This is a genomic window from Corynebacterium lizhenjunii, from assembly GCF_011038655.2.
Taxonomy (GTDB): Bacteria; Actinomycetota; Actinomycetes; order Mycobacteriales; family Mycobacteriaceae; genus Corynebacterium; species Corynebacterium lizhenjunii.
Genome location: NZ_CP064954.1, coordinates 1,604,384 through 1,617,500, shown reverse-complemented (window position 1 = coordinate 1,617,500; position 13,117 = coordinate 1,604,384). Strand labels below are relative to the sequence as shown.

Here is a 13,117-nt window from a genome sequence, read left to right as displayed (position 1 = left end):
ATGAGTGTGTACGAAGTTATCGCCTCGATCCTCATTGTGGCTGCGACTTTCCTGTCCGTCGCTACGGCCATAGCGCTGTGGCGCGCGCCCGATGCCCTCAGTCGCGTCAACCTGCTGGGGCCCACCATCGGCCTGGCCATCCCACTGGTGTTGGTAGCCAAACTGATCGTCGATAGTGCCGAGCACGGTTTTTCCCTGGTTAACCTGCTCAAGGTGCTGCTGACGTTGTTTGGCGTGTGGATCATCGGCTCCGTGGGCTCGTATTACATGGGGCGCTCCATCTACGGGGTGACCGTGACCGATGTCAAGCACGCGTTGCGTAAGGAGTAACACCATGAAGTTAATTACGGCGGTAGTCAAGCCCTTTACCCTCCCAGAGATCCGTGCGGCCCTGGAGCAGCTAGACATCCATGGGCTAACCGTGACAGAGGCCCAGGGCTTTGGCCAGCAGCGTGGGCACAGCGAAGTCTACCGGGGCGCCGAATACGCCACTGACTTCGTGCCCAAGGTCAAACTGGAAATCCTGGTGGAAGCCGGACGGGTAGAAGAGGTGGCCACCGCAGTAGTGGAGGCAGCTTTTACCGGCAAGATTGGTGACGGCAAAGTGTGGATCACCAACGTCGAAGACGTCATCCGCGTGCGTACGGGTGAGCGTGGCGAGGACGCCATCTAGCCGTGGATTCCTCCCCGGCGCAGGTGCGCGCGCGAGCGCACGCCGCCGCAGCCGCGGTGGTGGGGCAGCTGCACCTTCCCCCGGGCAGCGCTCTGGCTGCCACGGGGTCTTTTGCGCGCCAAGAGATGACCCCCCATTCGGACATCGACCTCATATTGCTGGTCCCGGATGCTGGCCCAGACCTAGCCGACAGCGTCGATGGACTGTGGCGCCCGGTGTGGGACGCGAAGTATCACCTGGATTTCGCGGTGCGGACTCCACAGGAGTGCGCGGCGATTGCCTTGGAGGATTCCTCGGCGGGCTTTGCCCAGTTGGACCTGCGCTTCATCGCGGGGGACCGTCCGCTATGTGAACAAGCCCGTGCGGCACTGCTGGGCGCGTGGCGCCGCCAGATTCAGCGGGGATTTGATGGGTTTATTGATACCGCGATAGCCCGCTGGCATCGCTCCGGGCGGGTAGCCGCCATGACCAACCCGGACCTGAAGAACGGCCGCGGGGGACTGCGAGACGTGCAGCTGCTCAAAGCCCTCGCCCTGGGCAATCTGTGCGATATGCCAGATGTGCGCGCCCACCACCAACTGCTGCTGGACGTGCGCACTTTGTTGCACGTGCACGCGCGGCGCCACCGGGACACCTTGGACCCGGAGTTTGCTGCGGAGATTGCCCACGATTTGGGTTTTAACGACCGCTATCAGCTCACCGCCGCGGTGGTGAGCGCTGCGACGGCCATCGAGCGCGCGGTGGAGTCGGGCTTGGCCACCGCGCGCGCCGTGGTGCATCGGCGTGGCGGGCGTCAAGCCCCGCGGCGGCCTTTGGATATTGACGTCATCGACGCCGGCGGGTCCATCATGCTTTCCCGGCGCCCGGACTTGAGTGATCCGTGGCTGCTGACGCGGGTGGCGGCGGCATCGGCACGCACGGGCTTGCCCATTGCGCAGGCAACCTGGGAGCAACTGTGCGCCCTGCCGGCCCCGACTCAGCTGTGGCCGCGCGCGGCGGTGGACGATTTTTTCTCCATCCTGTCCTCCCCGGAGCATACTGGCCGGGTTATTGGGGAACTCGACGCGCATGGCCTGTGGGAGCGCCTGGTACCGGACTGGGGGCCCATTCGGGGACTGCTGCCGCGCGAACGCACACACACTCACTCGGTGGACCACCACTGCATTAATACGGTCATTCGCTGCGCGCAGCGCCGCACCGAGGTCGCCCGGCCGGACCTGCTGCTTCTGGCGGCGCTGTTTCACGATATGGGCAAGGGCTACGGCCGCCCGCACGCCCAGGTGGGGGCGGAGCTGGTGACACGTCAGGCTGCGCGCATGCGCCTGAACCTGGCGGATCGTTCCCGGGTGCAGACCATCGTGGCAGAACACACCACGCTGGCCCGGCTAGCGGCACGGCTGGACCCGGCTTCGGACGCTGCCCGCGACGCCGTGCTGGACGCCGCGCAGTATGATCCGCTAACCATTACGCTGCTGCGCGTGTTGGCGAAAGCGGATGCCCAGGCTACCGGCCCGGGAGTGTGGACACGGGGGATGGAAGCGGCGATGGAGCAGATGTGCCAGCGCGCCTTGGAGTTTCTCCGTCCCGTCATTCCGGTGCGCCCGCACGTGGTGGCCCCGGAGGATATTGGGCTGCGCATGGACTGGGAGCACCAGCAGCTGACGGTGTATTGGCGCGGCAGTTATCAGCGGGAGTTGGTCCGGCCGCTGGCGCTGATTGCGGCCATGGGGTGGACTGTGGTGGGCTCGCGGCTGGTGGCGGGCCCACACGGCACCTTCCGCGGGGAGTTCGACATTCGCACCGTTCAGCAGAGCTTGGCCGATGCCGCCGATGCCGCCCGCCTTGCCCAATCCTATGCCTCCGGGACGTATTCAGTCCTGCCGCCGATTGCGCCGGAGCCTACCACGGCTGTGTTTGACCGGGGTGGGATTTTGGTGGTGCGCACCGTGGAGCGCGTGGCCGCGTTGGGGCATTTGCTGGGTGCACTGCCGGACGTGGAGTGGGTGCGCCACGAGGTTTTGGGCGCCACGATGATTGTGCACGTGCAGTTTCGCGGGGAATATGAGCGGGTGGCGATTGTGCAGGCGGTCATGCGGGCGCTGGCGGGAGGGAGTGGCGCGGGTTCGCCTGTGGGCCCCGGTTCGCTAAGGTAGGGGAGTTAGTTAAAATTTTCCGGTACGCCCAACCCCGTACTTTTTCGTCTTTTAAGGGAGCGTCGTGTTCGAGTCACTTTCCGACCGCCTACAAACCTCACTGGCTGGCCTGCGCGGCAAGGGCAAGCTCAGTGAGGCTGATATTAATACCACCGCGCGGGAGATTCGCCTAGCGCTGTTGGAAGCCGACGTCTCGCTGCCTGTGGTCCGCGACTTTATCAAGCGGATCAAGGAGCGCGCGAGTGGCCACGAGGTCTCTGAGGCGCTCAACCCCGCGCAGCAGGTGGTCAAGATTGTCAATGAGGAGCTCATTGAGATTCTGGGTGGACAAACCCGGCGCTTGCAGTTGGCAAAGAACCCGCCAACGGTGATTATGCTGGCCGGCCTGCAGGGTGCGGGTAAGACCACCCTGGCCGGAAAGCTGGCCAAGCACTTGGCCAAGAACGGACACACCCCCATGCTGGTGGCTTGCGACCTGCAGCGCCCAGGCGCAGTGCAGCAATTGCAGATTGTTGGCGAGCGCGCCGGCGTAAAGACCTTCGCGCCGGACCCGGGTACTTCCGTGGACTCCCATGACCATGAAATGGGTACCTCCCATGGGGACCCGGTTGCCGTCGCGCAGGCAGGTATTGATGAGGCCCGACGCAGCCAACATGATGTGGTGATTATCGATACCGCCGGCCGCTTGGGTATTGATGAGACCCTGATGACCCAGGCCCGCAATATCCGTGATGCCGTCAACCCGGATGAGGTGCTTTTTGTCATCGACTCCATGATCGGCCAGGACGCGGTGCAGACCGCGCAAGCTTTCCGTGATGGCGTGGACTTTACTGGCGTGGTGCTGACCAAGCTAGATGGTGATGCCCGCGGCGGCGCGGCGCTGTCTATCCGTGAGGTTACCGGCAAGCCGATCCTGTTTGCCTCTACGGGCGAGAAGCTGGAAGACTTTGACGTTTTCCACCCGGAGCGCATGGCCAGCCGCATCCTGGGTATGGGCGATTTGCTCTCGCTAATTGAGCAGGCGGAAGCCACCCTGGACCACCAGAAGGCCGAGGAGGCTGCAGCCAAGATTGGCTCTGGGGAGTTGACTTTGAATGACTTCCTGGATCAGATGTTGATGATCCGAAAGATGGGCCCCATTGCTAACTTGCTTAAGATGATGCCCGGCGGCAAGCAGATGTCGCAGATGGCGGACATGGTTGACGAAAAGCAGCTGGACCGCATCCAGGCGATTATTCGCGGCATGACCCCGCAGGAGCGCGAGGACCCGAAGATCCTCAACGCCTCGCGCCGCAAGCGCATTGCTCAGGGTTCTGGTGTCTCAGTCTCTGAGGTCAACCAGCTCATCGAGCGCTTCAATGAGGCCAAGAAGATGATGTCTAAGATGGCCAGCCAGTTCGGCATGCCTGGCATGGGCGGAGGGCGTTCGGCGACGAAGAAGAAGCCGAAGGGCCGCAAGGGCAAAAACGGCAAGCGGAAGCCGCCTAAGGGCCGCGGCGGTATGCCGGGCGGGATGCCGTCTATGCAGGAGCTGCAGAAGCTCCAGCAGCAGATGGGCTCCGGCGGCGGTATGCCGGGTATGCCTGGTTTGGGCGGGCTGCCCAAGGGTCTGGAAAATTTTGACCTCAATAACCTGGATTTCGGCCAAGGCGGTAAGGGCAAATAATGAGCGCACCCCCGGGAAGTTTCTTCCCGGGGGTGTAGTTTTTGGTCGGGTGTGCCCCTAATCGGGCGGGCCTTTAAACCGGCTTGGCGGAGTAGTCAACGGGCAGCGGGGTGGGCTCTTGGCTGGTGGGGGTAGAGCTTGCCGGTGCCCCCTTGCGCTCCACCGTCGCCTGTGCGCTGGCCGGGGCAGTGGGTTGGGCGGCAGCGGGCACGCGCTGCTTTTGTGGCTCCCGGGCCAGGAAGGGCTTGAGGTACTCGCGCAGCAAGGGCATGGCGGAGTCTGCGAAGGCATTCGAGATGTGGTGCATGTCCCGGTAGACGGCGGTGTTGCCGATGACAACGGGGCAGATGTCTTCTTCACAGAACCAGTCCGCGGTGTCCACGGCAATCATGTTGTCGAACTCGGCTAGGGCAATAGCGCCGGGGTCGACGGGGGCGTAGACCTGTTCGCGGCGCATGCCGCATTCCACGGGGTCTTCGAGGGCGACGTAGCATTCATCAAATTCGCGGGCTATGCCTTCATCGTCGAAGCCCCAGGGATTATCACGCAGACCCAGGAAGGGGATGTTGTGCTTATCTAGCTCTTTCCAGAATTCGAGGTAGCCTGCTGGTACCACGTCGGGCCCGTGGCCAAAGAAGCTCTGCGGACGGGTGGTGGTGGAGATGACGAGGTCCGCCTGGGCGTCGATGATTTGCTCGACCACGCCCGCGCCCCAGGTGGCGCACTCAGGGGTGACGGTGAGGTCATCACCAAGTTCGATGGGGCAGCCTTGGCGCATGATGGGCACAATGCGGAAGTTCATCTCCCGGCCTAGCTTGTCCAGGCCGGACATCCATTGTTCTGCGTGCGAGCCGCCTACGACAAAGACGTTGAAGTCGGCGTTGGGGTTGCCGAAGATGCACGGGGTGCCGTCCACGCGAGTGGTGTTGTAGTGGGTGGGTTCGGCATCTTGTCCCACGAAGCAGTGCGAGGTGGAGGTGGGCGGGAAGATTCCGCCTACCAGGATGGGGTCCGGTTGCACGGGCAGACCTGTGGGCACTTCCTGGTTAAAGTGCGCCATGACTCCGGGGTAGGAGGTGGGGTCGAGGACGGTCTGTTCGCCGGCGCGTACGTTGGCCATCCAGGCGGGGTGGACGCTGAGCAGCGCTACGGTAGCGGCGGCGACAAGGACCCCGCCGCCTGCGCGTGCCGCCCCGGTGCAGGTGCGCAGATCCGCCCGGGCGCGATTGACGGGCATGTCGGTGCGGAGGGGGCGCTTGCGGTGTTGGCGCAGGGGGCGCTCCACAAAGCGGTGGGTAAGGTCTGCCAGGATCACGGAGGAAAGAATGATCGCTAGGCCCAGCCAGCGCGAGGGGGTGTTTTGGTTCAGGTGCGAGGTGGCGATGATAAGTAGCGGCCAGTGCCACAGATAGAGCGGGTAGGCAATATCGCCCAGCCAGCGTACCGGCCTAGAGGCCAGCGCAGCGGAGAGCTTTCCGCCGCCACCAACGATGATGAGGGCGGCACCACCTAGCGGCAAAAGTGACAGTGGGCCGGGGTAGGCGGTGGTGTCGGCAATCAGCACGCCGGTCAGCGCCAGGGCCAGGAGGCCGAAACCGGTAAAGAAGTCCGCCAGGCGCTGCGGGATGGACCACTGGTGGCTATAGACCGCGAGCACGCCGCCTAGGGTCAGCTCCCAGGTGCGCGAGAACGTGTCGTAGTAGTTAGCGGGAGGGGCGAAGAGCCCGTAGCGGCTGGCGTAGGCAAAGGAGACTAGCGTGATGAGGATTAGCAGCGGCCCGGCCACGCGATGGACGTTGAGGTGTTTGGCGCGCGCTACCCGGTGGATGAGCCAGCCCAGCAGCAGTGAACCCAGGATAGCGGCGAGGTAGAACTGCCCTTGCACCGACATGGACCACAGGTGTTGGAGGGGAGACGTTGCTGCCGATGCCGCCGCATAGTCAGCGTTTTGCCGCGCCAGCTCCCAGTTTTGGTAGTACAGCAGGCTGGCGGTGATTTGTTGGGTAAACTCCGTGCGCATCAGCTGTGGGGTGAGGAACTGGATCAGCAGATAAGTCGCGCCCACGGTCAGCGCCAGGGCAGGAACCAGGCGGCGTAGGGTGCGCCAGATGGGCCACCAGGGATTGAAGGTGGCATCGGGCTTGTCCGCGTAGCGCAGCTGCGAGCCCAAGAAGAAGTAACCGGAAAGTAGCAGGAATACGTCAACGCCGCCGGAGACGCGTCCGACAAAAACGTGGTAGAAAACCACCAGGGCGATGGCTATGCCGCGAAGTCCATCCAGGTCGTAGCGGTACCGAAAACTACGTGCATTCTCAGTCATGGGGTCCCAACATTGTTTACGTTCCTCATGCCGATTGCCAGGCGCAGATCTGGACTATAGGTGGCGTGAAGATTTTTGTGTTGCGTCAAGACAGGTTACCCCGCTACCTCGCTTGTAGACATAACCACCGCCGTAATTTCCTTCCGGGGCCTCGCGAGAGTACCATTGTCGAGGTTGCCTAACTCCGCGTGCGTATCTGCGCGCGTGGCTGGGTCCAACACTACAAGTTCAATGCAACAAGCTTTCCTGCGTAACGCCGTTAGCGCCTACGGACGCCCGGCATGTCACCCGCAGGTTAAATCCAAGGGCTGAACCGGCACGCCGTTTCAACGGCGTGCGCCATAAGTACTGCCCAGTGACTAGAAAGTTAAGGAGCCATCATGGCTGTAAAGATTAAGCTGCAGCGTATCGGCAAGATCCGCAATGCTGAGTACCGCGTCGTTATCGCTGACGCCCGCACCCGCCGCTCCGGCCGTGCTATCGAGAACATTGGTATCTACCAGCCGAAGCAGGAGCCGTCCCTGATCAAGATCGACTCTGAGCGCGCTCAGTACTGGTTGGGCGTTGGTGCTCAGCCGACCGAGCCGGTGCTGGCTCTGCTGAAGATCACCGGTGACTGGCAGAAGTTCAAGGGCCTGCCGGGCGCCGAGGGCACCCTGAAGGTTGCTGAGGAAAAGCCTTCCAAGCTGGATCTGTTCAACGCCGCACTGGCTGAGGCCAACAATGGCCCGAGCATCGAGGCCATCACCGAGAAGAAGCGCAAGGCCAAGGAAGCCGCTGAGGCTAAGGCTGCCGCTGAGGCCGAGGCTGCAGCGGCTGCCGCCGCCGCTGAGGCTGAAGCCGAGTCCGCTGACTCTGAGTCCACCGAGTCCGCAGAGGCTACCGAGGAAGCCTAAGGCCTCTCTCACCGTCACACCCCGGGTGCTTATACGCCCGGGGTGTTGCCGTTTTCACCCCGATTCCAGACCAGGACAGGGCGGATCTGCATACCTAGCTACGCGCAAGGGCGACGGGCCCGCACATTTATCCACGCGCGAGGGGGCGACGGGCCCGCACACTCATCTACGTCAAAGGGCGAGAGTCCACGCGCAAGGGCGAGCCGATTCGGCGTCTTTTAGTCCCCCGTGTGCATGATCAGCAGCATGACTGCGTCTTGCTGCGCCTGGACGGAGTGGACTACGTACGCGGGCAGATAGACCGCCGTCCCAGGCCGCAGCACGTGCGTGGTGCCCTGGCAGCTGAATTCCACCTCACCGCGCAAGGCCTGCACGGTGATGGGGTGGGCGGCTTTGTGCTCCGGCAGTGTTTGCCCGGGGCTAAAGGTGAAGACAATGTGATTGGCTCGCGCGCCGGAGTGCAGGCGCTGGACGGCGGGGCGGGCACGGGTGGTATCGGCAGAGGGGGCATCGGCAAGCAAGTCGAGGAATTCCAATCCGGTGGTCTGTGGGGTGCCGAAGGTGGAGGCATCATGAAGCGGAAGGCTATCCATGTCCGTCATCATAGGCCACAACACCGGTTAGAGTAGTGGCCATGGAATTGATGATTGGTCGCGTGATGAAGTCCCATGGAATCAAGGGAGAAGTCTCCGTGGAGGCCACCACGGATGCCCCAGAGGTACGGTTTGCGGTCGGCCAGGTGCTCCACGGCCGGCAGGGCGCGAAGGAGCATCAGCTGACTATTGCTGCGGTGCGCCCGCATAAGGGGCGGCTGCTCATTGTTTTTGAGGAGGTCAATGACCGCACCGCCGCTGATAGCCTGCGCGGCACCCAGTTCTTCGCCCCGCCGCTTGAAGATGACGAGGATGACGGCTTCTACGATCATGAGCTCGAAGGGCTCAAGGTGATCCACGCCGGCGTACCCATTGGCACCATCGCCGGGGTTGCGCACGGCCCGGCGCAGTCATTGCTGGAAGTCACCCTCGACGGCGGCCGCGAGGTACTGATTCCCTTCGTGGAGCAGATAGTCCCGGACGTGGACCTTGAGGCCGGGACTGTGACCATCACCCCGCCTGCGGGCCTGCTGGAGCTATAGAGGGGACGGCTATGAAAATAGATGTGGTGACCATTTTCCCGGAGTATCTTGACCCTTTGCGCCACGCCTTGCTGGGTAAGGCGATAGAGAAGGATTTGCTAGCCGTCGACGTCCACGACCTACGCCACTGGGCCACGGATGTACACAAGTCGGTCGATGACTCGCCCTTTGGCGGCGGGCCTGGCATGGTGATGAAGCCGGAGGTGTGGGGGCCGGCACTCGATTCCGTGGCCGCAGGCACTGCGGCCGGAACTCGCCTGGACTCCTCGCTGCCGCACTTAGACCGGCCGCGCCACGACGAGCTTGCGGGCGAAGCTGCCGCTAGCGTGGCCCCCCAAGGCGCCCAGCAACCCGTGCTTATTGTGCCCACCCCTGCGGGCAAGCCTTTTACGCAGCGCGACGCCCAGGAGCTCTCCCGCGAGCAGCACTTGGTCTTTGCGTGCGGGCGCTACGAGGGCATTGACCAGCGCGTGATTGATGATGCCGCCCGCCGCTACCACGTTCGCGAGGTCTCCATTGGGGACTATGTACTCATTGGTGGGGAGGTGGCCGTGCTGGTCATCGCGGAGGCCGTGGTGCGCCTTATCCCCGGGGTGCTGGGCAACCGGCGCTCCCATGAGGAGGATTCTTTTTCTGATGGCCTGCTTGAGGGCCCGAGCTACACCAAGCCGCGTGTGTGGCGTGAGTTGGAGGTGCCGGAGGTGTTGACCTCTGGAAACCATGGCCTGGTGGATCGCTGGCGCCGCGAGCAGTCCCTGGCCCGCACCTGGGCCCGGCGCCCGGAGCTGTTGGAGACCGCCCCCTTGGACCAGGCTGACCGCGCCTTCCTGGAACAGCTGCGTGCGGCTGAGTCTGCCGATGCCCCCTCCACACCGCAGCCCTAAACCCTCAGGTAGTGCCGGACCGCCGCCGCAGTACGCGCCGCTTCGGGGCCAACTCCTTGGATAGTCGCCGCCGGGGAGTGGCCCACGGTAAAGAACCCGGGGTGGGAGCGCACCGCCTGAAAAGGGGCGCAGCGCGGGCCGAAAACCGGTGCAGCAGATGAGGTGATCGCCGTCGACTCCATCAGGCAACCACCGTGCGCGCCTGCTAGGTGCGGGTGGGGGTGCGGACGGTGGGGGTGGAGGGGCATCGGCAAGCTGGAGGCTAACCTGGGAAACCTGCTGGCCGCGCCAGGATAGCAGGGGGGCGTGCGGCATGGCCAGCCCCAACAATTAGGCAGTCGTAGATGCTCATGGCCACCACACTACGCCAGGCCGGGGTGGGCTAAAATGGCCCGAATGACTACAGCACAGACAATGGCGCCCGCGGCGCTCATCGCCGCCGAACTGGGCGTGGCCGTGAGCAACGTAGAGGCCGCCCTGGCACTGCTGGCGGAGGGGAACACCGTGCCCTTCATCGCCCGCTACCGCAAGGAAGCCACCGGCGGGTTGGACGATACTCAGCTGCGCACCATCGAAGAACGCGCGACCTACCTGCGCGAACTAGAAGAGCGCAAACAGACCATCCTGGCGGCCATTGAGGAGCAGGGCAAGCTCACGGAGCAACTGCGCGCCCAGATTCTGGCCTGCGAGACCAAAGCCCGCCTGGAAGACATCTATCTGCCGTATAAGAAGCGCCGCAAGACCAAGGCAGACATCGCGCGTGAGGCCGGCCTGGAAGAGGTCACGGACGCGTTGATTGCCCACCCAGAGGCTGATCCCGCGAAGCTGGCCACCGGGCATGTGAGCGAGGGATTCCCGGATGTCAAAGCGGTGCTGGAAGGTGCGCGCGCCATCCTCATCGACCGCTTCGCCCTTGACGCCGACCTGGTGGGGCAGGTGCGCGAAGAGATGTTTTCCACCGGCACCATGCGCGCTAGCGTGGTGGCCGGCCAAGAACAGGCGGGGGCAAAATTCAAGGACTATTTTGAATTCGCGGAGGACTTTGCGTCGCTGCCTTCGCACCGGATTCTGGCCCTGCTGCGCGGAGAGTCCGAGGGCGTGCTCTCGCTGCAGCTTGACGCCGGGGAGGACGAAGACTACGAGGCAATGATTGCGCACCGCTTCGACCTGGACCGTCGCTCGCAATGGCTTGCCGATGCCGTCCGCTGGGGCTGGCGTACCAAACTCTATGTCTCCTCCAGCTTGGATGTGCGCATGCGTTTGAAGGAAATCGCCGAAGCCGGAGCGTTAGAAGTCTTTGCCACCAATCTGCGCGATGTGCTGTTGGCAGCCCCGGCTGGCCAGCGCGCCACGTTGGGGTTGGACCCTGGGTACCGCAACGGCGTGAAGTGCGCGGTAGTCGATGGCACCGGCAAGGTTGTCGACACCGCTATCGTCTACCCCCACCAGCCGCAGAACCGCTGGAAGGACGCGGTCCAGTCCCTGGCTCGGCTATGCGCCACCCACGGGGTAGACCTGTTGGCCGTGGGCAACGGCACCGCCTCCCGGGAAACGGACAAACTCGCAGCTGAGGTTGCCGACCTGGTGGCCCAGGCTGGGGGCAAGCGCCCCACACCGGTGGTGGTCTCCGAGTCGGGGGCGTCGGTATACTCGGCCTCCCAGCTGGCGGCCGAGGAGTTTCCGAACATGGACGTCTCACTGCGCGGGGCGGTCTCCATTGCCCGGCGTTTGCAGGACCCGCTGGCGGAACTGGTCAAGATTGACCCGAAGGCCATCGGGGTAGGGCAGTACCAGCACGACATCAACCAAACGGCGCTGGCGCGCACACTCGACGGTGTGGTTGAAGACGCCGTCAACGGCGTGGGCGTGGACGTCAATACCGCCTCCGTGCCCCTGCTGGAGCGCGTGGCCGGAGTAACTCCCACGGTGGCGGCCAATATCGTGGCGTATCGCGACGAACACGGCTCGTTTGCCACCCGCAAGGAGCTGACCAAAGTACCGCGGCTGGGGCCGAAGGCCTTTGAACAGGCGGCTGGATTCTTACGTATTACTGGCGCGGCGGACCCCCTGGACGGCTCCGCAGTGCACCCGGAGGCATACCCGGTCGTCGCGCGAATTGCGCAGAGCACCGGACTGGGCGTGGCAGAGCTAATAGGTAATACGCGGGTGCTTTCGGCGTTGCGGCCTGCCGATTTCGCAGATGAGACCTTTGGCGTTCCCACAGTCACGGACATCATCGCGGAGCTGGACAAACCAGGCCGCGACCCCCGTCCCGAGTTCAAAACGGCCACGTTCAAAGAAGGCGTGCACAAGGTCTCTGACTTGGTCCCCGGCATGATTTTGGAGGGCACCGTGACCAACGTCGCAGCCTTCGGCGCTTTTGTGGACGTGGGAGTCCACCAGGACGGGCTGGTCCACGTCTCAGCCATGAGCGAGAAATTCGTGGAAGACCCGCACCAGGTAGTTCGTTCTGGACAAGTGGTCAAGGTCAAGGTCATGGATGTTGACGTGGAGCGCCAGCGCATTGGGCTGTCCCTGCGCCTGAACGATGAACCAGGCCAATCTGGCGATGCTCCCCGCAACCGCAACTCCCACTCCGCCGATGCGCGCCGGGGTTCCAGCTCGCACGATTCCCGCGGTGCTGGCGACCGTGCCGACACCCGCGGCGGTGGTCGCCGAGTAGAAAACCGTGGCGCTGGCTCCCACAGCGATAATCGCGGCGGTGGTCGCAACAACCGAGGCGGTCGCAACACTGGTCGGCGCGAGCAAGATCGCCCCCAAGGCGGCGGATCGCTTGCCGAAGCCCTCCGCAACGCCGGCTTTGGACGTTAGGCCCTGTCCTGCTTTAAGCACAGGTGTGGTTTGGACTGAGTGGGGCCGGTGTGCCAAAATGGACAACTGTTCTGTGTAACAGGCACGAACCGGTTCAGGCCAGCGACTGGCCGCCAGGGTCCTCTGTCTTAAACTGAAAAGGATACTTCGAATGTCTAACATTATCGACAAGATTGATGCCGCGCAGCTGCGTGACGATGTCCCGTCCTTCCGTCCGGGCGACACCCTGGACGTCAACGTCAAGGTGATCGAGGGCAGCAACCAGCGTGTGCAGCTGTTCAAGGGTGTGTGCATCCGCCGCCAGGGCTCCGGCATCCGCGAGACCTTCACCGTCCGCAAGGTCTCCTTCGGCATCGGTGTTGAGCGTACCTTCCCGGTTCACTCCCCGAACATCGAGTCCATCGAGGTCGTGCGCCGTGGCCGCGTGCGCCGCGCGAAGCTGTACTACCTGCGTGATCTGCGCGGTAAGAAGGCTCGTATCAAGGAGCGCCGCTAATCTCAGCTGCCTGAAACTCCGCGGAGAGCAATCTCCCGCGGAGTTTTTGCTTTTTCAAGCAG

Annotated in this window: 11 protein-coding genes; 9 read left to right on the top strand and 2 right to left on the bottom strand. The window is 63.6% G+C overall.

Annotated elements, in window-relative coordinates:
• The 4 genes from G7Y31_RS07635 (at position 1) to ffh (ending at position 4,492) form a co-directional block, all read left to right on the top strand.
• Entirely contained in the window at positions 1-330 is a 330-nt protein-coding gene (locus tag G7Y31_RS07635; protein WP_165006851.1) for a Na+/H+ antiporter subunit G, read from the top strand.
• Between the two features lie 4 nt (positions 331-334).
• Positions 335-673, top strand: a complete 339-nt coding sequence (locus G7Y31_RS07630; RefSeq protein ID WP_165006848.1) for a P-II family nitrogen regulator — start codon at positions 335-337, stop codon at positions 671-673.
• Positions 674-675: 2 nt separating this feature from the next.
• Positions 676-2,826, top strand: coding sequence for a [protein-PII] uridylyltransferase (locus G7Y31_RS07625; RefSeq protein ID WP_165006845.1), 2,151 nt, complete (start codon positions 676-678; stop codon positions 2,824-2,826).
• Between the two features lie 64 nt (positions 2,827-2,890).
• Entirely contained in the window at positions 2,891-4,492 is a 1,602-nt protein-coding gene (ffh, locus tag G7Y31_RS07620) for a signal recognition particle protein (protein ID WP_165006842.1), read from the top strand.
• Positions 4,493-4,565: 73 nt separating this feature from the next.
• Here the strand turns inward: ffh and G7Y31_RS07615 are convergent, their stop codons facing one another.
• A complete protein-coding gene (locus G7Y31_RS07615; protein ID WP_165006839.1) occupies positions 4,566-6,812 on the bottom strand; it encodes an acyltransferase family protein in 2,247 nt (748 codons plus the stop codon).
• A 380-nt stretch (positions 6,813-7,192) separates the two neighbouring features.
• Here G7Y31_RS07615 and rpsP point away from each other — a divergent pair, with 380 nt between their 5' ends.
• Entirely contained in the window at positions 7,193-7,708 is a 516-nt protein-coding gene (rpsP, locus tag G7Y31_RS07610; protein WP_165006836.1) for a 30S ribosomal protein S16, read from the top strand.
• A 218-nt stretch (positions 7,709-7,926) separates the two neighbouring features.
• Here rpsP and G7Y31_RS07605 read toward each other — a convergent pair whose 3' ends face one another.
• The gene (locus G7Y31_RS07605; RefSeq protein ID WP_165006833.1) at positions 7,927-8,301 is read right to left on the bottom strand and encodes a cupin domain-containing protein; all 375 of its coding nucleotides are present in this window, start codon (positions 8,299-8,301) and stop codon (positions 7,927-7,929) included.
• Positions 8,302-8,336: 35 nt separating this feature from the next.
• On the opposite strand from G7Y31_RS07605, the gene rimM reads away from it, so the two are divergent.
• From rimM to rplS, 4 genes are all read left to right on the top strand, one after another.
• Positions 8,337-8,843 (top strand): ribosome maturation factor RimM, encoded by a 507-nt coding sequence (rimM, locus tag G7Y31_RS07600; RefSeq protein WP_196823546.1) that lies wholly within the window; start codon positions 8,337-8,339, stop codon positions 8,841-8,843.
• 11 nt (positions 8,844-8,854) lie between these two features.
• The gene (gene trmD / locus G7Y31_RS07595) at positions 8,855-9,727 is read left to right on the top strand and encodes a tRNA (guanosine(37)-N1)-methyltransferase TrmD (RefSeq protein ID WP_165006827.1); all 873 of its coding nucleotides are present in this window, start codon (positions 8,855-8,857) and stop codon (positions 9,725-9,727) included.
• 414 nt (positions 9,728-10,141) lie between these two features.
• Positions 10,142-12,559 (top strand): Tex family protein, encoded by a 2,418-nt coding sequence (locus G7Y31_RS07590; protein WP_165007033.1) that lies wholly within the window; start codon positions 10,142-10,144, stop codon positions 12,557-12,559.
• A 151-nt stretch (positions 12,560-12,710) separates the two neighbouring features.
• Positions 12,711-13,055 carry a 50S ribosomal protein L19 gene (gene rplS / locus G7Y31_RS07585; protein ID WP_165006823.1) on the top strand — a complete coding sequence of 115 codons (345 nt, stop codon included), beginning with the start codon at positions 12,711-12,713 and terminating at the stop codon, positions 13,053-13,055.
• The last annotated feature ends 62 nt before the right edge of the window (positions 13,056-13,117 follow it).